Origin of the sequence: Ruegeria sp. B32 (assembly GCF_025141855.1) — a bacterium.
Classification (GTDB): Bacteria; Pseudomonadota; Alphaproteobacteria; order Rhodobacterales; family Rhodobacteraceae; genus Ruegeria; species Ruegeria arenilitoris.
Genome location: NZ_CP081106.1, coordinates 2,934,042 through 2,953,284, shown reverse-complemented (window position 1 = coordinate 2,953,284; position 19,243 = coordinate 2,934,042). Strand labels below are relative to the sequence as shown.

The 19,243-nt window shown below is 64.2% G+C and carries 18 protein-coding genes; 8 read left to right on the top strand and 10 right to left on the bottom strand.

The window, feature by feature from the left end; all coding sequences use genetic code 11:
- Window positions 1–3: 3 nt before the first annotated feature.
- From K3752_RS14970 to K3752_RS14960, 3 genes are read right to left on the bottom strand one after another with little or no spacing between them, the layout of a single operon-like run.
- A complete protein-coding gene (locus K3752_RS14970) occupies window positions 4–1,059 on the bottom strand; it encodes a saccharopine dehydrogenase (RefSeq protein ID WP_260063660.1) in 1,056 nt (351 codons plus the stop codon).
- A gap of 14 nt (window positions 1,060–1,073) precedes the next feature.
- Window positions 1,074–1,688 carry a glutathione S-transferase family protein gene (locus K3752_RS14965; RefSeq protein WP_260063659.1) on the bottom strand — a complete coding sequence of 205 codons (615 nt, stop codon included), beginning with the start codon at window positions 1,686–1,688 and terminating at the stop codon, window positions 1,074–1,076.
- Between the two features lie 18 nt (window positions 1,689–1,706).
- Window positions 1,707–2,357: a histidine phosphatase family protein gene (locus tag K3752_RS14960; protein WP_170364170.1), complete on the bottom strand. Its 651-nt coding sequence runs from the start codon at window positions 2,355–2,357 to the stop codon at window positions 1,707–1,709.
- Window positions 2,358–2,515: 158 nt separating this feature from the next.
- On the opposite strand from K3752_RS14960, the gene K3752_RS14955 reads away from it, so the two are divergent.
- The 4 genes from K3752_RS14955 (at window position 2,516) to gcvP (ending at window position 8,520) form a co-directional block, all read left to right on the top strand.
- The gene (locus K3752_RS14955) at window positions 2,516–3,697 is read left to right on the top strand and encodes a hydantoinase/carbamoylase family amidase (RefSeq protein WP_260063658.1); all 1,182 of its coding nucleotides are present in this window, start codon (window positions 2,516–2,518) and stop codon (window positions 3,695–3,697) included.
- A 316-nt stretch (window positions 3,698–4,013) separates the two neighbouring features.
- Window positions 4,014–5,108 carry a glycine cleavage system aminomethyltransferase GcvT gene (gcvT, locus tag K3752_RS14950; protein ID WP_170342078.1) on the top strand — a complete coding sequence of 365 codons (1,095 nt, stop codon included), beginning with the start codon at window positions 4,014–4,016 and terminating at the stop codon, window positions 5,106–5,108.
- 18 nt (window positions 5,109–5,126) lie between these two features.
- Window positions 5,127–5,492: a glycine cleavage system protein GcvH gene (gene gcvH / locus K3752_RS14945; RefSeq protein ID WP_093964179.1), complete on the top strand. Its 366-nt coding sequence runs from the start codon at window positions 5,127–5,129 to the stop codon at window positions 5,490–5,492.
- Between the two features lie 172 nt (window positions 5,493–5,664).
- Window positions 5,665–8,520, top strand: a complete 2,856-nt coding sequence (gene gcvP / locus K3752_RS14940; RefSeq protein WP_260063657.1) for an aminomethyl-transferring glycine dehydrogenase — start codon at window positions 5,665–5,667, stop codon at window positions 8,518–8,520.
- A 39-nt stretch (window positions 8,521–8,559) separates the two neighbouring features.
- Here the strand turns inward: gcvP and K3752_RS14935 are convergent, their stop codons facing one another.
- On the bottom strand, window positions 8,560–9,801 hold the full coding sequence (locus K3752_RS14935; protein WP_260066332.1) for a cytochrome-c peroxidase: 1,242 nt from the start codon (window positions 9,799–9,801) through the stop codon (window positions 8,560–8,562).
- Between the two features lie 45 nt (window positions 9,802–9,846).
- On the opposite strand from K3752_RS14935, the gene K3752_RS14930 reads away from it, so the two are divergent.
- Complete coding sequence (locus K3752_RS14930) at window positions 9,847–10,317, top strand: tetratricopeptide repeat protein (protein ID WP_170444186.1); 471 nt, start codon at window positions 9,847–9,849, stop codon at window positions 10,315–10,317.
- Window positions 10,318–10,357: 40 nt separating this feature from the next.
- Here K3752_RS14930 and dctP read toward each other — a convergent pair whose 3' ends face one another.
- Genes dctP through K3752_RS14900 form a run of 6 tightly spaced genes read right to left on the bottom strand, consistent with a single transcriptional unit; the run spans window position 10,358 to window position 15,934 of the window.
- Window positions 10,358–11,419 carry a TRAP transporter substrate-binding protein DctP gene (gene dctP / locus K3752_RS14925; protein WP_170341179.1) on the bottom strand — a complete coding sequence of 354 codons (1,062 nt, stop codon included), beginning with the start codon at window positions 11,417–11,419 and terminating at the stop codon, window positions 10,358–10,360.
- 25 nt (window positions 11,420–11,444) lie between these two features.
- Entirely contained in the window at window positions 11,445–12,734 is a 1,290-nt protein-coding gene (locus K3752_RS14920) for a TRAP transporter large permease (RefSeq protein ID WP_170360669.1), read from the bottom strand.
- Window positions 12,735–13,322 carry a TRAP transporter small permease gene (locus K3752_RS14915; protein WP_005980318.1) on the bottom strand — a complete coding sequence of 196 codons (588 nt, stop codon included), beginning with the start codon at window positions 13,320–13,322 and terminating at the stop codon, window positions 12,735–12,737.
- Between the two features lie 52 nt (window positions 13,323–13,374).
- Window positions 13,375–13,893, bottom strand: coding sequence for a flavin reductase family protein (locus K3752_RS14910; protein WP_005980319.1), 519 nt, complete (start codon window positions 13,891–13,893; stop codon window positions 13,375–13,377).
- Window positions 13,890–14,780: an aldo/keto reductase family oxidoreductase gene (locus K3752_RS14905; protein WP_260063656.1), complete on the bottom strand. Its 891-nt coding sequence runs from the start codon at window positions 14,778–14,780 to the stop codon at window positions 13,890–13,892. Before K3752_RS14905 ends, K3752_RS14910 begins: the two co-directional genes overlap by 4 nt.
- A complete protein-coding gene (locus K3752_RS14900; protein WP_260063655.1) occupies window positions 14,780–15,934 on the bottom strand; it encodes an LLM class flavin-dependent oxidoreductase in 1,155 nt (384 codons plus the stop codon). Before K3752_RS14900 ends, K3752_RS14905 begins: the two co-directional genes overlap by 1 nt.
- Before the next feature lie 104 nt (window positions 15,935–16,038).
- Here K3752_RS14900 and K3752_RS14895 point away from each other — a divergent pair, with 104 nt between their 5' ends.
- The 3 genes from K3752_RS14895 (at window position 16,039) to K3752_RS14885 (ending at window position 19,200) form a co-directional block, all read left to right on the top strand.
- Complete coding sequence (locus tag K3752_RS14895; protein WP_093964188.1) at window positions 16,039–16,749, top strand: GntR family transcriptional regulator; 711 nt, start codon at window positions 16,039–16,041, stop codon at window positions 16,747–16,749.
- 13 nt (window positions 16,750–16,762) lie between these two features.
- Window positions 16,763–17,863 carry a Gfo/Idh/MocA family protein gene (locus K3752_RS14890; protein WP_260063654.1) on the top strand — a complete coding sequence of 367 codons (1,101 nt, stop codon included), beginning with the start codon at window positions 16,763–16,765 and terminating at the stop codon, window positions 17,861–17,863.
- 182 nt (window positions 17,864–18,045) lie between these two features.
- The gene (locus K3752_RS14885) at window positions 18,046–19,200 is read left to right on the top strand and encodes a phosphoserine transaminase (protein ID WP_260063653.1); all 1,155 of its coding nucleotides are present in this window, start codon (window positions 18,046–18,048) and stop codon (window positions 19,198–19,200) included.
- The last annotated feature ends 43 nt before the right edge of the window (window positions 19,201–19,243 follow it).

Genomic DNA, 19,243 nt, shown 5'->3' with positions numbered 1-19,243 from the left:
GGCTCAGATCCTTTCGATATGGGATTTGAAGGTGTCCTCGGCCCGCGCCCAAACGCCCGAGGTCAGGTCTGTCAGGGTCAGCAACGAGGGCAGAAGTTGCGCGGCGTAGTCTTCCGAGCTTTCGACCGGCAGCATTGAGGGCAGGTTGTCGATGGCCATCACGTCCAGCACCGGGTCGGTGGCCACGCGCAGGGCGGGTTCTTCCCAGGTTGTGGCGCGGTCATAGACCGGCACCGGGTTGTAGTCGCTGTCGGGGTCGCAGGCCACGTCGCCGATAGCGGTCAGCTTGCGCGGGGCATTCAGCGCCTCCCGCGGGACGAAGACCGGGGTGCCGGGGCGCGCGAAGATGCAGTTGAGGAAGATGTCGTTTTCGAGGATCTCCGGGAACGGCCCGCCATCGGCGGTTTCGGCCATGTCCCACTTGGTCACGTCGACCCCCATCGCCTCGCACAGGTCGGACGCGCCGGTGCCGACCCTTCCCAGCGCGCCGATGACGATGGCGCGGGGGCGGGGCGCTCCGGTGGCGTTCAGCTCGGCCAGCAACTCGGCGTTCAGTGCGTCCTTGCCGGGATAGACGCCGACGGGGCCGCAAATCTCGCCGCGCTGCTGCGCCGCCCAAGTCTTGAGCGTCACCGCCGCGCCCGCGTAGCCCGCCCAATAGCCGAAGGCCGCGACCCGCCGCCCGTTTTCATCGACCAGGTATTCCAGATCATACAGCGTGCCGCCGCCGACCTTGAAGCGCTCCAGCAGCTTGCGGCCCGAATGCTGGCCCTTGAAAGCATGACCGAACATGATGTGGCGATGCGGCAGGGGCGTACCGTCCTCGGGCAGCTCCTTGAGGCCGAAGATGACCGCATCCAGCGGCGCCTCCGGCCACGAGTTCTCCGGCGCGATTTCGCAGCCCGCCGCGCTGTAGCCGTCGATCGGGATGGCCCGGACATGGCTTTCCTCGACCGTCACGCGAATGCCGGCGGCGATCAGTTGTGCCGCACCCTCGGGCGTCAGGCCCACCCGTTCCTCGTTCGGGCGTTGTTCAGCCCGGACCCAGAGATGTGTCATGCGATGTCCTTTTGTCAGAGCATTCCGGCGGCCCGTACCGCCTGAACCGAGGGTCGGGCCTCCATCGCCGCGCGGAAGGCCTGGATCTTGGGAAAGGCCGTGACATCGACCCCGTCACCTTCCAACCAGCTGCAAACCACGTAGAGATAGGCGTCGGCCAGCGAGAATGCCTCGCCCAAAACAAACGGACCGCGCAGCCCGTTTGACGAGATGTAAGCGCAGGACTCGGTCATCGTCTGGGCCACCTTGCCCTTCATGTCCTGCCAGCTGGACTCCTGATCCGCCCAGCGGTGACCGCGCATCTTGTGCGCATGGTTCACATGCATGGTCGAGGCCAGGTAATGCATCACCTCGCGCATCCGCGCGGCCAAGACCGGATCGTCCGGAACAAGCCCGGCCTTGGGGGCCTTGGTTGCGATGTATTCAAGCAGAGCGCCGGTTTCCGTCAGAATGCCACCATCGACCACCAGAGCGGGAACGCGACCCTTGGGATTGATCTGCTTGTAGGCTGCCGTCGTCTGCTCGCCCGCTGCGAAGTCGAGCCTGATCGCCTCATAGTCCAGACCGGCTTCCTCAAGCGCGATGACGACGGCGATCGAGATAGTGCGGGGTGCGTAGTAGATCTGCATCTGGGACCTCCGATCCGGTTACAGGTGGGTCTGGGCGAAATGCCGGTCCGGCGCTTCCAGATGCGGAACCGCGTTGAACAGAACCGGGCTCAGGTCCGCTCCGATCGGGTGCAGACGATGCAATGAGGTGTTCATGATGGCAAGGGCCACGCGCGCCATCGCCGGGATGTCCAGCCCCATCGCCTGCCGCACCACCATCGAGATCAACCCGCCCGAGGTCACCACGATGGCCGGCCCGTCGCCGTCATGGATTTCACGCAGAGCGTCCGAGACGCGGGTCTCGAACTGCTCGAAGGTTTCGGGCGCGTTCCGAATGTCGCCGTTGGCCCAGGCCTTGAAGGTCAGCGGCAGGTGCTGAACGAAACCTTCGCGGTCCGTCGGGATCGTCACGCCGTGCTGTTCCTCGAACAGTTGCGCAAGGGTGAAATACTCGATTTCATTCAGACGTGCATCGCGGACGGGTTCCGGCAGACCCATGCTTGCCGCCGTTTCCACATGCCGGGTCAGGGTGCCGCAAAACACCCGTGGATAATGGGCTTTGGTCTCGCGCAGATGGGCCCCAAGCCAGCGCGCCTGCTGATGCCCAAGCTCGCTGAGCTTGTCATAACTGTGTTCGTCCCGTGCGGTGGTGTTGGCCTGCCCGTGGCGTACCAATGTGATGTATGACATGTCGGTCCCTCTTGGCCCGAAGTCTTAGGGCAGCTTGCACGCAGGGGCCAGAGGTGTTCGGCCGGTTGCCGTCAAAAAACCGGGACAGGCTGCAACCGGGCTTGCGGGCGGACGGCCCGGCGATAGAGTTGCGGCAAGCGACAAGAAAGGACAGCGCAATGGCCGTGAATGCGCAGAGGTTTCTGGATGATCTGCACAAGCTGCGGGAATTCGGAGCTGCGGGGGTTGGTAAAGGCGTCGTGCGCCCGGCATATTCAGACGCGGACATTGCGGCGCGGCGATGGCTGGCCGAACGGTTTCAGGAGGCCGGGCTGCAACCGCATTTTGATCCGGTCGGAAACCTGTTCGGTCTGGCATCCGCGCCGTCGCTTTTGATGGGGTCACATTCAGACAGCCAGCCCGAGGGCGGTTGGCTGGATGGCGCGCTGGGCGTAATCGCGGCGTTGGAGCTGGCTCGCTCCAGCCAGCGCCCGATCTCGGTGGTCAGCTTTCAGGATGAGGAGGGCCGGTTCGGCGTCACGACCGGATCAGCCATCTGGTCCGGCAAGTTGCCCCTTGCGCAGGCCGACGACCTGACCGACCACACGGGCATACGGTTCGGTGATGCGCGCGCTCGGATGAAAAGTCTGATGCAGGATTTTGTGAACCCCGCCCAATTCACCGGGTTCATCGAAATGCATATCGAGCAGGGTCCGATTCTGGATGCCAACGCCGAGGCCATCGGTGTGGTCTCGGACATCGTGGGCATTCGCGACATGGTCATCGAGTTTTCCGGCCAGCAGAACCACGCCGGCACGACGCCGATGCACTTGCGCCGAGACGCGTTCCAGGCTCTCTCGATCTTCAACGGCCTGATCAACGATCGGTTCCGCAACGTGGTGACCCCGCAGACGGTCTGGACGATCGGTCATGTTGAGCTGTCCCCGAATGCCTCGTCGATCGTTCCTGGCCGGGTCCGTTTCTCGATGCAGTGGCGCGATCAGGACACGGATCGTCTGGCCCGAATGGAAAGCATTATTCGTACGACCGCCCAAGAGGTCAGTGAATCCATCGGGGGCGAAGCGCAGTTCGGGCCAATGCTGGGCATCGAACCGGTTGAAATGGATCCAACCCTCCGGCGGTCGCTGGAACACGGAGCCCAGATCGTCGCGCCCGGCAACTGGCGGGTCATGCCATCCGGGGCCTTGCACGATGCGTCGAACGTGGCAGCCCTGATGCCGGTCGGAATGCTGTTCGTTCCATCCATTAACGGTATCAGTCATGACTTCGCGGAGGATACCGCCGAGGCCGATCTGGTGACGGGGCTGAAGGCCTTGGAGGCGGCACTTGCCGATCGCTGAGGTAAGTGGCCGCCGACCGCGAATACTGCAATTTCAGCTGTTGCGTAACGGAAAAAAGTTTCCTATACGACACAAAGCTGCAGCATGCAGATGTATACTCCTTGTCCATGAGCGATTTAGGCTGTGATGAATACCTGCGATCTGAAGTCGGACGGAGCACCGCCAGCCGTGAAGTTGCCGGTACAGGAAAATGCATGTCGACCAGCCAGAATTCCACTGACTCGATCCGGAAAGGCTGCCGTGGCATGGTATTCCCAGCCATGTGCTTTTGGATCCGGTCCATCGCGCCACTTTTGCCAAAAGAAAGAACACTGACATGCCTGGAATGAAGCGCACGCCGTTGTATGACCTTCATGTTGAGTTGGGAGGCAAGCTGGTTGATTTTGCGGGCTGGGAGATGCCCGTTCAGTATCCTTTGGGAATCATGGGCGAGCACAAGCAATGCCGCGAGAAGGCGGCGCTGTTCGATGTGAGCCACATGGGCCAGGTGATCCTTCGGGGAGAGAATGTGGGCGAGAAGCTCGAGGCGCTGTGCCCGCAGGCTTTTGCGACATTGCCCGAGGGCAAGGCGCGCTATGGGTTCTTCACCAACGAGGACGGCGGGATTATGGACGATCTGATCGTGTCGAACGCGGGCGATCATTTCTTCGTGGTGGTGAACGCGGCGCTGCGCGATCAGGACATTCCGCACATGCGCGCGCACCTGGACGGGGTCGAGGTGACCGAGATCTTCGACCGCGCGCTGGTGGCGGTTCAGGGCCCTAAAGCCGAGGACGTGGTGGGCGCGCTGTGCCCGGCGGCGCGCGATCTGAAGTTTATGGAAACCACCGTGGCCCCGATCGACGGAGTCGAATGCCGGATCTCGCGACTTGGTTACACGGGCGAGGACGGCTATGAGATCTCGATCCCCGAGGACAAGGCGATCGAGGTCACCCGCGCCCTGTTGGCGCATGAGGATTGCGAACCGGCGGGCCTGGGCGCGCGCGACAGCCTGCGGCTGGAGGCGGGTCTGTGCCTGTATGGCAATGACATCGACCAGAGCACTTCGCCGATCGAGGCCAACCTGGCCTGGGCGATCCAGAAGCGGCGCAAGGAAGAGGGCGGCTTTCCCGGCGCGGATCGCATCCAGCGCGAACTGGCCGAAGGCCCGGCACGCAAGCTGGTGGGGATCAAGCCCGATGGCCGCGCCCCGGCGCGACAGGGGGTCGAGGTGCAGGATCTTCAGGGCAACACGATCGGTCAGATCACCTCGGGCGGATTCGGGCCAACGGTCGGCGGCCCGGTTGCGATGGGTTACGTCGCCGCCGGCCACACCGAGCCGGGCGAACAGGTGAATCTGATCATCCGGGGCAAGGCGCAGCCGGCGCAGATCGTGGCGCTGCCCTTCGTCAAACAGAATTACAAGCGTTGAAGTCAGGAGAGAGACAGCATGGCAACCTATTATTCCGAAGAACATGAATGGCTGACGGTCGAGGGCGACACGGCCACGCTGGGAATCACCAAGCATGCGGCCGAGCAGCTGGGCGAGGTGGTGTTCGTCGAGCAGCAGGACGTGGGTGAAGAGTTTGCGAAGGACGGCGAGATCGGGGTGATCGAATCCGTCAAGGCGGCCTCCGAGATTTATGCCCCGGTCGATGGCGAGATCCTCGAGGTGAACGAGACGCTGGCCGACAACCCGGGCGCTTTGAACGAGGATCCCGAGGGCGAGGCGTGGATCTACAAGATCAAGATCACCGATGCCGCGCAGTTGGAAGATCTGATGGACGAGGCCGGCTACAAGGCGTTCATCGGCTAAACCCACGGAGTCCCGGCCTGGGGCTCCATCGTTTTGACTTGTGCCGCCGAATTTGGGCTCCGCCCGTTCGGGCCGGAAACTGTCCACCGGACAGTTTCCGGGACGGCCCTTACTCCCCGCCGGAGGCTTCCTCAGTCTCCGCCGGGCCTGACCTATCCATGGGAGCGCTGCAATGGCCTTCAAACTGACCGACTACGAAGCCTATGACTTTGCCAACCGTCGCCACATCGGTCCCAGCCCGACCGAGATGCGCGACATGCTCAAGGTGATCGGCTTCAAGACGCTGGACGATCTGATCGACGCCACCGTCCCCCCCGCGATCCGGCAGAAAGAGCCGCTGGACTGGGGCCCGGCGATGACGGAACGCGACGCGCTCTATCACATGAAAAAAGTGGCGGGAAAGAACAAGGTTCTGACCTCGCTGATCGGTCAGGGCTATTACGGCACCACCACCCCGGCGCCGATCCTGCGCAACATTCTGGAAAACCCGGCCTGGTACACCGCCTATACGCCTTATCAGCCCGAGATCAGCCAAGGCCGGCTCGAGGCGCTGCTGAACTTCCAGACCATGGTCAGCGACCTGACCGGGCTGGACGTGGCCAACGCCTCGCTGCTGGACGAGGCGACCGCAGCGGCCGAGGCGATGGCGATGGCCAAGCGCGGTGGCCGGTCCAAGGCCAACAACGCGGCCTTCTTCGTGGACCGCAACTGCCACCCGCAAACCATCGCGGTGATCAAAACCCGGGCCGAACCCCTGGGCATCGACGTCAAGGTCGCCGACCCTGACGAGCTGGATGCGGGCGCCGTGTTCGGCGCGATCTTCCAGTATCCCGGCACCTATGGCCATGTGCGCGACTTCACCAAGGAAATCGCGGCGCTGCATGAACACAACGCCATCGCCATCGTGGCCGCCGACATCCTGTCGCTGGCGCTGCTGAAATCCCCGGGCGAGATGGGGGCCGATATTGCCGTGGGCTCGACCCAGCGCTTCGGCGTGCCGATGGGCTATGGCGGACCGCACGCCGCCTACATGGCCACCACCGACAAGCTGAAACGGGCGATGCCGGGCCGGATCATCGGCGTCAGCATCGACAGCCGCGGCAACAAAGCGTATCGCCTCGCGCTGCAAACCCGCGAGCAACATATTCGCCGCGAGAAAGCGAACTCGAATGTCTGTACTGCGCAGGCGCTGCTGGCGGTGATTGCCTCGATGTATGCGGTCTATCACGGCCCCGATGGCATCAAAGCCATCGCGCAATCGGTACATCGCAAGACCTCGCGCCTGGCCGCCGGTCTGGAAGAGGCGGGCTTTGCCGTCGAACCCGAGGTGTTCTTCGACACCATCACCGTTGAGGTCGGCCATCTGCAGAAGACCGTCATGGAAGCCGCCGTGGCCCGGGGTGTCAACCTGCGCAAGGTCGGCGATACACGCGTGGGCATCAGCCTGGACGAACAGACCCGGCCCGAGACCATCGAGGCTGTCTGGGGGGCCTTTGGCATCGACAAGACAGACGACAGCTCGAACAAGCAGTACCGCCTGCCGGACTACGCGCTGCGCGAGACGCCGTATCTGACCCACGAGATCTTCCACAAGAACCGGGCCGAGGCCGAGATGACCCGCTACATGCGCCGTCTGGCCGACCGCGACCTGGCGCTGGACCGGGCGATGATCCCGCTGGGCAGCTGCACCATGAAGCTGAACGCGACGATCGAGATGATCCCGGTCACCTGGCCCGAGTTCGCCAACATGCACCCCTTCGTGCCGGAAGATCAGGCGCAGGGCTATCACGAGATGATCGCCGACCTGAACGACAAGCTGTGCCAGATCACCGGCTATGACGCGATCAGCCAGCAGCCCAACTCGGGCGCGCAGGGCGAATATGCGGGCCTGCTGACGATCCGCAACTATCACATCGCCAACGGGCAGGGGCATCGCAATGTCTGCCTGATCCCGACCTCGGCGCATGGCACCAACCCGGCCTCGGCGCAGATGGTCGGCTGGCAGGTGGTGCCGGTGAAGGCGGACGCGAAGGGCAACATCGATCTGACCGACTTCCGCGAGAAGGCCGAGAAGCACTCGGACAACCTGGCCGGCTGCATGATCACTTACCCCTCGACCCATGGCGTGTTCGAGGAAACGGTGCAGGAGGTCTGCCGGATCACCCATGACCACGGCGGTCAGGTCTATATCGACGGGGCCAACATGAACGCCATGGTGGGCCTGTCGCGCCCCGGCGACATCGGCGGCGACGTCAGCCACCTGAACCTGCACAAGACCTTCTGCATCCCGCATGGCGGCGGAGGCCCCGGCATGGGCCCGATCGGCGTCAAGGCGCATCTGGCCGAGCACCTGCCGGGCCACCCGGAATATGGCACCGCCGTGGGTCCGGTTTCGGCTGCACCCTTCGGCTCGCCCTCGATCCTGCCGGTCAGCTGGGCCTATGTGCTGCTGATGGGCGGCGCGGGCCTGACCCAGGCGACCAAGGTGGCGATCCTGAACGCCAACTACATCGCCGCGCGCCTGCAGGAGGCCTATCCGATCCTCTACACCTCCGAGACCGGCCGGGTGGCGCATGAATGCATCCTTGACACCCGCCCGCTGGCCGAGGCCGGCAACATTACCGTCGACGACGTGGCCAAGCGGCTGATCGACAGCGGCTTCCACGCGCCGACCATGTCATGGCCGGTGGCCGGCACGCTGATGGTCGAGCCGACGGAATCCGAGCCCAAGGACGAGCTGGACCGCTTTTGCGACGCCATGCTGTCGATCCGCGCCGAGGCGCAGGATGTCATCGACGGCAGGATCGACCCCGAGAACAACCCGCTGAAGAACGCCCCCCACACGGTGCGCGACCTGGTGGGCGAGTGGGACCGACCCTACACCCGCGAACAGGCCTGCTTCCCGCCGGGTTCCATGGGCGTCGACAAATACTGGTCGCCCGTCAACCGCGTCGACAACGCGTACGGAGACCGGAACCTCGTATGCACATGCCCGCCGATGGACGCATACGAAGAAGCCGCCGAATAAAAACACTGAAACCCCCGCCCGATCCGGCGGGGGTTTTTCTCAGGGCTTGAAGCCCGCGGGCACGCCAAAGGGCGGCGTCTCCACGCTGGTCCCGGTCAGGGCGTGCAGGAACGCCACCAGCTGCGCGATTTCGCCGTCGCTCAGGTCAACTGGCGTGATGTCGAGCTTGGCGCGTTGGCGCGCCATCTCGAACCGGTCCTGCCAGACGATGAAATCGGCCTGTTCCAGCCACGGCACCTTGGGCAGCGCGGCAAGATTGGGCGTCCAGCGTGACAGGCTGGTTGCCGGGTCCAGGTGGTGGCGGATGATCCCTTCGAGGTCGGGAAAGGCGCCGTTGTGGCCGTAGGGTGCGGTCAGCGCCACGTTGCGCAGCATGGGCGTGCGGAACCGGTAGGCGTCCTCCAGCCGGTCGCTTTCGCCCATGCGGCCCACGTCGCGGGCATAGGCGTCCCATTGCCGGGTGCGGCCAGGGCCGAATGGCGGCAGGGCCAGTGCGTGGAATTTCTGATCCGACAGCAGCGGCCCCGAATGGCAGGTGGCGCACCGCGCCTTGCCGTAGAACAGCCGCATCCCGGCCTTCTGATCGGGGGTCAGGGCGGTCTCGTGCCCGGCGAGGTACTGGTCGAACGGGCTGTCGGTGCTGCGCCATTCGATGGCCATGAAAGCGGCCAGAGCGTTGGCGACATGGGTGATGGTGATGTCCTCGGTGCTGTCCACGTCGTCAAAGGCGGCCACCATCGCCGGGCCGTATTTCGGGTCGGTCCGCACCCGTTTGGCGATGATCGGCCAGCCCTTGTCGATCCGGTCATGCACGGCGCCGGTGACCTCGTTCTCGGCCACGTTCCCGGCCATTTCGAACTGAGCGGTCAGCGGAAACAGCGCCTGCGCGGCCAGCAGCGAGTTCAGCCCTTCTGGCAGCCATTCCTGCGCGGGCGAGTTGAACCCGTTGCCATAGACGTCCGACAGGCTGAGCCGCCCGTCATGGAACATCGTGTGGATGTCGTGCGCGCCCAGGTTCCACAGGCCCGGCGCGTTGCGCGGGATGCGCTTGCGGATGCGGTCCGTCCCGGTGCCGGGCGTGCGGTCGGGGCCTAGACCCTGGCCGCCCTCGCCGATGCCCAGCGACAGGCCGTCGGAGGTGCCGAAATCGGGGTGGTGGCAATGGGCGCAGGTGATGTTGCGGTTGCCCGACAGGATCGGGTCATAAAATAGCTGGTGACCGATCGCGGCCTGTTCCCTATCAAAGAACAGAAAGTCGTCATCGGTCAGGGGCGAGGGCAGGTCCTGCGCCCAGGCCGCCCCGCAAAACAGGAGACCCGCCGCACCATGCGCCAGCTTGTGCTTGCCCTTTGTCTTGCCGCCTCGCCCGTCTGGGCCGAACTGGAACAGGCCCGCGATCTGATGGAGGCGGGCGAGTTTGCCGCCGCGCGCGAACAGCTTCTGCCCGCGGCCCGGTCGGGCAACGCCGAGGCCGAGGAGCTGATCGGCGTGATGTACGGCCTTGGTCTTGGGGTCGAGCAGGACTATGAGCGCGCGTTCGAATGGTATCTGCGCGCCTCGATGAAGGGGCATCCGGGCGCGCAATCGGGTGTCGGGTGGTATTACGAGCTGGGTCTGGGCCTGCCTGCGCCCGATCTGGTGCGGGCCTACATGTGGTACACGCTCAGCGCCATCGGCGGCGACCCCGATGCGGCGATCAGCCTTGAAGAGGTGGTCAAGAAGATGACGCCCGAACAGATCGAAAAGGCCCATGTGCTGGTCAATGACTACAAGGGGTGGATGTACCCCTTTCGGTAAAGGCGGGCCGGGATGACGCGACACCCCGGCCCGAACCGTATCAGTTCAGGTCGGCGGCGCGTTCCGCGTTGATCTCGGCTTCGGCCTCGGCCACGGCCGCGGTCAGAGCGCCATAGATCTCGTCCCCGCGCGCGACGTTCTGCTGGAACCAGTCATAGACCGGGGTCGCGGCCTGCTTGAACGCCTCTTTTTCCTCGGGGGTCGGCACGTACAGGTCGCCGCCACCGGCCACGAAATCCTCGTAGGCCTGGATCGACTTGCGCTTGGGCGAGGCAAAGGTGGCCTGCTGCAGCGCATAGAACCCATCGACGACGACACGGCGCAGATCTTCGGGCATTTCCTGGAACTTGGCGTTGTTCATCCACCACAGAGCGCCCATATAGGCGTGCCCGTCCAGCGTGACGTATTGAAGGCCGGCATCGGGGAATTTCATGCCCATGATGTCGGTGATACCGTTCTTCGAGCCGTCGACCACGCCGGTCTGGAAGCTTGTGAACAGTTCCGGCCACGGGATCGGGGTGGGCGAGGCGCCCAGGGCCTTGACCAGTTCCTGCGGCAGGTCTGCGACCACGGTGCGGATCTTCAGCCCGTCCATGTCGGACGGCTGGGTCACGCGGCGCTTGGTGTTGGCGAAGTTGCGCCAGCCGCCGGTGTTGCCGATGGTCATCAGACGGATCGCGCCGCCCGAATCTTCCAGCGCCATTTCGCGCATCTTGCGGGTGAAATCACCCGACAGGACCCGCTCGGCGATGCGGTCGTCGGCCATCAGATAGGGCAGGTCCAGAACCTGTACGTAAGGGAAGATGCCCGAGGCCCCGCCCGAGGTCGAGATGTAGATGTCGATGGTGCCGTCGGCCACGCCCTGCAGGCATTCGGCCCCGTTCGAGCACAGCTGCGTGCCGATGAACAGCTCGACCTCGATCGCGCCGTTCGAGGCGTTCTCGACGAAGTTCTTGAACACGACCAGGCCGTCATAGTCCTCGTCGTTTTCGTTCGAGTTGGCGGTGGCGCGCAGCGTATAGTCGGCCGCCGAGGCCGCCAGCGCCGAGGCCGCCACCAGCGACGTGGCCAGTGCTGCGGTTTTGAAGAATGTTCTGAGCATGCGTTTCCTCCCTGTGGTACTCAGTCTAGTTTGCAAATCCCGTCAGTCTCGGGATCGTCATGGATATTGCGGGGACATAAGTGATCAGGAAGATCACCGCGATTTCGACGGCCAGGAACGGCAGGATCGCCTTGGCGATGGTTTCCACCCGTTCGCGTGACACGGCGGCGGCCACGAACAGCACCAGCCCCATGGGCGGCGTGGCCAGGCCAACGGTCAGGTTGACGCTCATGATGATGGCGAAGTGGATCGGGTCGACCCCCAGGCTGGTGAAGATCGGGCCCAGGATCGGCCCCAGGATGATGATCGCCGGGCCTGCATCCAGGAACATGCCCACGACGAACAGCAGCAGGTTGATCAGGAACAGCAGAATCAGCGGGTTTTCGGACAGTCCGAGGATCAGCGCGGCCAGCTGCTCGGGCGCATGGCTGAGGCTGACCACGGTCTTGAACGCCATCGCCGCCCCCACCAGCAGCAGCACCACGGCCGAGGTCATGCCCGCGTTGCTGAGAACGTCGGGCACCTCTTTCAAGGTCAGCGTGCGCAGCACGAAAAACCCGATGATGAAGGCATAACCGACGGCGACGGCGGCGGCCTCGGTCGGGGTGAAGATGCCGCCCAGAATGCCGCCCAGAATGATTACCGGCGTCATCAGCGGGAAAAAGGCCTTGAGGCTGGCCTGACCGCGCTCGGGCCAGGTGTATTTGCGGCTGGCCACCGGGAAATCATACCGGTTGGCCATGACCTTGATCATCAGCATCAGACCGATGCCCACCATGACACCCGGCACGATGCCCGCCAGGAACAGGGCCGCGACGCTTTCGCCCATGACATAGGCATAGATGATCATGATCCCCGAGGGCGGGATGATCGGCCCGATGACCGAGCTGGCGGCGGTGATCGCGGCGGCGAACTTGCGGGTATAGCCCTGCTTCTCCATCGCCGGGATCAGCATCGAGCCCAGCGCCGAGGTATCGGCCACCGCCGAGCCCGACAGCCCCGCGAAGAGGATCGAGCTGAGCACGTTCACATGCGCCAGCCCGCCGCGCAGATGGCCCATCAGTGCCTGGCTGAACTCGACCAGCCGGATGGTGATGCCGCCGCGGTTCATCAGCTCTCCGGCCAGCATGAAGAAGGGGATGGCCATCAGCGGAAAGCTGTCCATCCCGTTGTAGACGTTGCGATACAGCAAGGTGATGTCGTTGGTCTGGCCGTTCAGCCACAGCAGCAGGCCGGGTGCGGCCAGCAGCGCGAAAAAGACCGGCAGGCCGATCAGCAGAAACACCAGAAAGACGGGCAGGAACCAGACCAGCATCTATTCGGCCCCCACGGCGGCTTCGGGGATCTCGGGCAGCAGGTCACCGCCGCCCAGCATGGTGATGATCGACCGCAGGATCAGTTCGATGTTGACCGACAGCAGCAGGATCACGCCCACCAGCAGGGAGGCCATCATCCAGCTGCGCGGGATCCGGTACCATTCATCAAAGCCCAGCGAGGTGGGCAGGTACAGCGCTGCGGTGGCGAAACGCCCGCCGAACCCCGTGACCTCGGACCAGCCGATGCGCACGGCGACCACCAGAACCGTCAGGCTGAGCAGCAGCAGAAACAGGTTCAGCAACTGGCCGGGTACGCGCGGCAGAAAGCGGACCAGCATGTCGATGGCCACGAACCCGCCGCGCCGGAATGCGGTGGGTGCCATCAGGCCCGTCATCCACAACATGCAGAACCGCGCGGCCTCGTCAGGCCAGGGCAGGGCGTTGCCCAGAACGTATCGGAAGAACACCTGAATCAGGATCGCGATCACCATGAAGGCGATCGCAACGACACCGACCGCGCGGCCCAGACGCAGCGCGGTTTCGTTCACGAATGCAATCGGCGCAAGCACCGACGTCAATCCGCCCATGCGGATCCTCCCTGTTCAGGCCGCGGGTTTTGCCCGCGACCGTGTCCCGCGCTTATTGGTGCGCGAATTGGCCGAGCTTGCCGGCGTAAAAGGTCAGCGCGTCTCCGTCCGCCATGCTGGCCCGCAAGACCTTGCCCACCACGATAACGTGATCGCCCGCATCGTGATACGCATGTTGTTCACATTCGAACCGCGCCAGGCATCCGCGCAGCAGCGGCGTTCCGTTTTCGCATCGGTCGTGGTCGATGTCGCGTAGGGCAAAGGCGTCTTTCGAGCAGCCAAAGCACAGCTCGGCCTGGTCGGCCGACAGAACATGAACACTGAAATGACGCGCCTTGTGAAAATAGGGGAACCGGCGCGAGTTCCGGTCGCCAGCCCACATCACCAGAGGCGGGTCCAGCGACAGCGAGGAAAAGCTGTTGGCCGTGATGCAGACCGGCCCGTCGGGGCTGTCGCAGGTCACGACGGTGACGCCGGTGGCGAACCGGCCGAAGGCGTCCCGCAGGGTACGGGTGTCGTCCTTGTGCGGAATGAAGGTGCGCGCCATGTCGTTCGAAAATGCGTTCATCATGGTACCTCATGCCCCAGCGCCGCCTCGTAGAGGCGGAACCAGGCTTCACGATCCAGATTGACTTCCAAGGCGTCCGAAATGCGCTTGATGCGGTCCAGGCTGTTGGTGCCCAGAACCGGCAGGATGCCGGCCGGATGGGCCAGCAGGAAGGCCACGGCCACCGCGGCACGGTCGACGCCGAACTGCGCGCCGATCTCGTCCGCGAAGACGCCCACCGGAGGATTGCCCGCCATCAGCGCCCCGCCGCCCAGCGGCGACCACGCCATCACCGGGTGTCCGTGCTGCTGGTGAAAGGCCAGATCGCCATTGGTGAATGGGGCGATCGCGCCCAGAGAAATCTCGATCTGGTTGGTCACCAGCGGGGTCTTCATGGCCGATTGCAGCAGCTGCCAGTCCCAGGGGCGGAAATTCGACACGCCCACCGCGCGGACCTTGCCGCTGGCCACCACCTCGTCCAGCGCAGCGCCGGTTTCATGGTGGTCCATGAACGGGTCGGGGCGGTGGATCAGCAGCAGGTCGATATGGTCGATCGCCATTTCCCGCAGCGAGGTGTCGACCGATTTCAGGATATGCGCGCGCGAGGTGTCATAGTATTTCACCTTGGCATCCGCATAGCGCCCGCAGGGGGCGACGATGTCGCATTTGGTGACGATCTCCATCCGGTCGCGCAGGCCGGGATTGGCGCGGAGGGCGTTGCCCAGAATCGCCTCGGCGCCATAGTCGCCATAGATGTCGGCCTGATCGAAGCTGGTGATGCCCTGATCCAGACAGGCGTGGATTTTGGCCGCCACATGCGCGGCCGAGGTGTCGCTGTCATCGCCCAGCCGCCACATGCCATAGACAAGGCGGCTCAGTTCCAGGGTGTCGGAAAGCTTGATACGTTGCATCAACGACGAACTCCGTTGCCCAGCGGCGTCGCCGGGGTGTCAGCAGGAACCCTTCCATAGGCTTCGGGAAGGGAACAGGTTTTCAGATGCGACATCACGCGGGTGCCGAAATGGCGGGCCTCGTCCATATGCGGATAGCCCGAGAAGATGAAGGCGCGGATGCCCATCTTCTGATACTCTTCGATCTTCGACAGCACCTGGTCGGTCGACCCCACCAGCGCCGCGCCGCAGCCTGACCGCGCCCGGCCGACGCCCGTCCACAGGCCCGGCTCGACATAGCCGTATTTGTCGGCCAGCTCGCGGTTCCTGGCCTGATGCGAAACACCGAGCGAGGTGGCGTCCAGCGCCCGTTCGCGGATTGCGCGGCCGTATTCGTCATCCAGTTTCGACACGATATAGTCGGCATATTCCTTGGCCTCGGCCTCGGTGTCGCGCACGATCATGTGCACCCGCAGGCCATAGTCCAGCGTGCGTCCGTATTCGTCGGCCACCGCGTGTACGGCCTTCATCCGCTCGGCCAGCTGGTCTTTGGTTTCGGGCCACATCAGATAGACGTCGCAATGTTGCCCGCACAGCTTCAGTGCATCGGGCGAATAGCCCCCGAAATACAGCAGCGGCCCGCCGGTCTGATAGGGTTTGGCCGGATCGGTCGTCAGGCCCGAGAAATTGTAGACCTGACCCTGGTAATTGATCTCATCCTGCGTCCAGGCCTGTTTCAGAATCTCGACCACCTCGCGCGAGCGCTGGTAGCGATAGCTGCTTTCGGCCTTTTCCCCAGGAAAATCCGACGAGATGATGTTGACCGTCAGCCGCCCCTTCAGCATGTGATCCAGCGTCGCGATGGTGCGTGCCAGCATGATCGGCTGCATCTCGCCGCAGCGCACGGCGGCCAGCAGGTTGATCTTTTCTGTGATCGGCGCGCAGCCGGCCACGAAACTCAGCGTGTCCTGCCCCACCTGATACGAGGACGGGCACAGGATGTTGCGAAAGCCCTGCGCCTCGGCCTCTTTCACGATGCCCGAGCAATGTTCCCAGCTGGAGCGCAGATCGCCGTCGGGCACGCCGAGAAACTGATAATCGTCCGAGCACAGCGCCGCGAACCACGAAACCTCGGCCGCATCCAGATCGGGGGATGTGATGGGGACGATCGTCATCTGATTCTCTCTCCTGCCGGGCTCAACTTTTCTCTTGCGTAGCAACCACATTGATGTAGATCAATAGTGTATCAATTTTTTCTGCGACCAAGTGAAGCGCCCGCGTGCCCCCATCCACCAGAAACCCCAACGCCCTGCCGATCTATGTGCAGATCGCCGAGCTGCTGATCCGCGACATCGCCGCCGGCCGGCTGATCGACGGCGAGCGTCTGCCGCCCGAGCGGGACATGGCGGCGCAGTTGAACGTCTCGGTCGGGACGCTGCGAAAATCGCTCGCCGAGCTGGAAAAAAAGGGGATGCTCGAGCGGATCCAGGGCTCGGGCAACTATGTGCGCGAGACCGGGACCCAGAACAGCGTTTATGCCATGTTCCGGCTGGAACTGCCCGAGGGCGGCGGCCTGCCGCGCGCCGACATCCTGTCGGTCGATCACCTGGACAAGCCCGCCGACCTGCCCGATTTCGGCACCTCGCGGCGCGGGTCGCGCGTGCGGCGGATGCGCTATCTGAATGACACAATCATCGCGGTCGAGGAGATCTGGCTGGACGAATCAGCCGGTCTGATCGATCGGCGGCTGCTGTCGGACTCGCTCTATCGCTATTACCAGCAGCAGCTTGGGTTCTGGATCACCCGCGCCGAGGATCGGGTTTCGGTCGGTCGGCTGCCCGACTGGACCCCCGCGCACTTCACCCGGCCGGCGGGCGAGACCGTCGGTTACATCGAGCGGTTCAGCTGGTCGGAACGGCCTGAACCCGTAGAGTTTTCGAAAACCTGGTTCGACCCGGACCGGGCAACTTACGTCCAACGACTGAAATGACGAGGAAACGCGCATGACCCGGACCATCAATTACGGGCTGATCGGATGTGGCATGATGGGGCAGGAACACCAGCACAACATCGCCCTGCTGGAGGGCACGCAAGTGGCCGCCATTTTCGAGCCCGACCCCGAGATGGCGCGCGCCGCGCAGGCGATTGCGCCGGGGGCCAGAATGGTGGCTTCGGTGCAGGATCTGCTGGCGGTCGAGGAGTTGGACTGCCTGGTCATCGCCAGCCCCAACCATCTGCATGTGGATCAGATCGCCCAGATCGCCGAAACGCGTCCCTTGCCGCTGTTGGTGGAAAAGCCGCTGTTCACCAACCCCGGCGATGCGGCCCGTCTGGCCGAGATCGAGCGCAGCTATCCCTGTCCGATCTGGGTGGCGATGGAATATCGCTACATGCCGCCCATCGCCGCCCTGATCACCGAGGCGCAGGACACCAGCGGCGGCGTCAAGATGCTGAGCATCCGCGAACACCGCTTTCCGTTCCTGGAAAAGGTCGGCAACTGGAACCGATTCAACCGCAACACGGGCGGTACCTTCGTCGAGAAATGCTGTCATTTTTTCGACCTGATGCGCCTGATCCTGCAATCCGATCCTGTACGCGTCAGCGCCAGCGGCGGGCAGGCCGTGAACCATCTAGATGAAACCTATGACGGCGAGACGCCCGACATCCTCGACCACGGCTATGTCATCGTCGATTTCGCCTCGGGCGCGCGGGCGATGCTGGAGCTGTGCATGTTCGCCGAGGGCGCGCGGTATCAGGAGGAAATCTCGGTCGTCGGCCCCAAGGCCAAGATCGAGGCGCTGGTCCCCGGGCCGGGCCGGTTCTGGCCCGAACATCTGGGCGAGCCGCCGGTGCCGCAGCTGATCGTCAGCCCGCGCGATCCCAAGGGCCCGATCACCCGCGACATTCCCGTCGATCCGCGTCTGCTGGCGGCGGGCGACCACAACGGCTCGACCTTCTATCAGCACCAGGGCTTTCTGGCACTGGTGCGCGGTGAGCGCGACGCCCCGGAGGTCAGCCTGACCGACGGCATGTGGGCCGTGCGCATGGGGCTGGCGGCGCAACAATCGCTGGCCACGGGCGAAACCGTCCGGCTGGATCGCTGAGGTCTTTCTGCGGGTGCAAAATGCGCCGATCGGAAACCTGTGTTCCGATTTGGCGTCACCGCCCGTGTCGTTTTTGATATTCAAAGCGTCTTTTCCGCTTGCCCGCCCAACCGCGGCCCCCTAGGTCTGGCCGCGGGACACCCCTCCCCAACGAGGGGCGTATATCTGGAAGGGTAACACCAATGACCATCGAACGACCGGCAACGCGGCCGGCCAATCCGCGTTTTTCCTCGGGCCCCTGCGCCAAACCCCCCACATTCGAGCTGAACAAGCTGGCCGATGCCGCGCTGGGCCGATCGCACCGCGCCGCCGTCGGCAAGGACAAGCTGAAGGCCGCCATCGAAGGCACGCGCGAGCTGCTGGGCATTCCGGCTGACTATCGCATCGGCATCGTTCCGGCCTCGGATACCGGCGCGGTGGAAATGGCGCTGTGGTCGCTGCTGGGCGAACGCAAGGTCGAGATGTTGGCCTGGGAAAGCTTTGGCGCGGGTTGGGTCACCGACGTGGTCAAACAGCTGAAGATCGACGCCGAGGTGAAAACCGCCGATTACGGGCAGATCGTCGATCTGGCGTCCATCGATTTCAACAATGACGTGGTCTTTACCTGGAACGGGACCACTTCGGGTGTACGGGTTCCGAATGGCGACTGGATCACCGATGACCGCGCCGGCCTGACCATCTGCGACGCCACCAGCGCCGCTTTTGCGATGGACCTGCCCTGGGACAAGCTGGATGTCACCACCTTCAGCTGGCAAAAGGTTCTGGGTGGCGAGGCCGCACATGGCTTGCTGATCCTCAGCCCCCGCGCGGTCGAACGGCTGGAAAGCTATACCCCCGCGTGGCCGCTGCCGAAGATCTTCCGTCTGACCAAGGGCGGCAAGCTGATCGAGGGCATCTTCCAGGGTGCCACCATCAACACGCCGTCGATGCTGGCGGTCGAGGATTACCTGTTCGCGCTGGACTGGGCGCGCTCGGTCGGCGGGCTGCAGGGCCTGATCGCCCGCGCCGATGCCAATGCGCAGGCGATCTTTGACTTCTGCGACCAGAACGACTGGATCGACAACCTGGCCGAGGACCCGGCCACCCGGTCGAACACCAGCGTTTGCCTGAAGTTCACCGATCCGCGCATTCGCGACGGCGCAAGCTTTGCCAAGGCGGTCGCCAAGCGGCTGGAGGCCGAGAACGTGGCGCTGGACATCGGCGCGTATCGCGATGCGCCGGCCGGGCTGCGCATCTGGTGCGGCGGCACGGTCGAGACGTCCGACATCCGGGCGATGCTGCCCTGGCTGAAATGGGCGTTCGAAGCCGAGATCGCCGCACAGGCCGAAGCCGCCTGACCCTTTTCCCCGACAAGATCCGGGCCGCGTCCGGCCCGGAGCC

What these genes read in the sequence shown, in the direction of transcription:
- K3752_RS14970 (WP_260063660.1), bottom strand. Translation starts at nt 1,059, where the DNA reads ATGACACATCTCTGGGTCCGGGCTGAACAACGCCCGAACGAGGAACGG.
- K3752_RS14965 (WP_260063659.1), bottom strand. Translation starts at nt 1,688, where the DNA reads ATGCAGATCTACTACGCACCCCGCACTATCTCGATCGCCGTCGTCATC.
- K3752_RS14960 (WP_170364170.1), bottom strand. Translation starts at nt 2,357, where the DNA reads ATGTCATACATCACATTGGTACGCCACGGGCAGGCCAACACCACCGCA.
- K3752_RS14955 (WP_260063658.1), top strand. Translation starts at nt 2,516, where the DNA reads ATGGCCGTGAATGCGCAGAGGTTTCTGGATGATCTGCACAAGCTGCGG.
- gcvT (WP_170342078.1), top strand. Translation starts at nt 4,014, where the DNA reads ATGCCTGGAATGAAGCGCACGCCGTTGTATGACCTTCATGTTGAGTTG.
- gcvH (WP_093964179.1), top strand. Translation starts at nt 5,127, where the DNA reads ATGGCAACCTATTATTCCGAAGAACATGAATGGCTGACGGTCGAGGGC.
- gcvP (WP_260063657.1), top strand. Translation starts at nt 5,665, where the DNA reads ATGGCCTTCAAACTGACCGACTACGAAGCCTATGACTTTGCCAACCGT.
- K3752_RS14930 (WP_170444186.1), top strand. Translation starts at nt 9,847, where the DNA reads ATGCGCCAGCTTGTGCTTGCCCTTTGTCTTGCCGCCTCGCCCGTCTGG.
- dctP (WP_170341179.1), bottom strand. Translation starts at nt 11,419, where the DNA reads ATGCTCAGAACATTCTTCAAAACCGCAGCACTGGCCACGTCGCTGGTG.
- K3752_RS14920 (WP_170360669.1), bottom strand. Translation starts at nt 12,734, where the DNA reads ATGCTGGTCTGGTTCCTGCCCGTCTTTCTGGTGTTTCTGCTGATCGGC.
- K3752_RS14915 (WP_005980318.1), bottom strand. Translation starts at nt 13,322, where the DNA reads ATGGGCGGATTGACGTCGGTGCTTGCGCCGATTGCATTCGTGAACGAA.
- K3752_RS14910 (WP_005980319.1), bottom strand. Translation starts at nt 13,893, where the DNA reads ATGATGAACGCATTTTCGAACGACATGGCGCGCACCTTCATTCCGCAC.
- K3752_RS14905 (WP_260063656.1), bottom strand. Translation starts at nt 14,780, where the DNA reads ATGCAACGTATCAAGCTTTCCGACACCCTGGAACTGAGCCGCCTTGTC.
- K3752_RS14900 (WP_260063655.1), bottom strand. Translation starts at nt 15,934, where the DNA reads ATGACGATCGTCCCCATCACATCCCCCGATCTGGATGCGGCCGAGGTT.
- K3752_RS14890 (WP_260063654.1), top strand. Translation starts at nt 16,763, where the DNA reads ATGACCCGGACCATCAATTACGGGCTGATCGGATGTGGCATGATGGGG.
- K3752_RS14885 (WP_260063653.1), top strand. Translation starts at nt 18,046, where the DNA reads ATGACCATCGAACGACCGGCAACGCGGCCGGCCAATCCGCGTTTTTCC.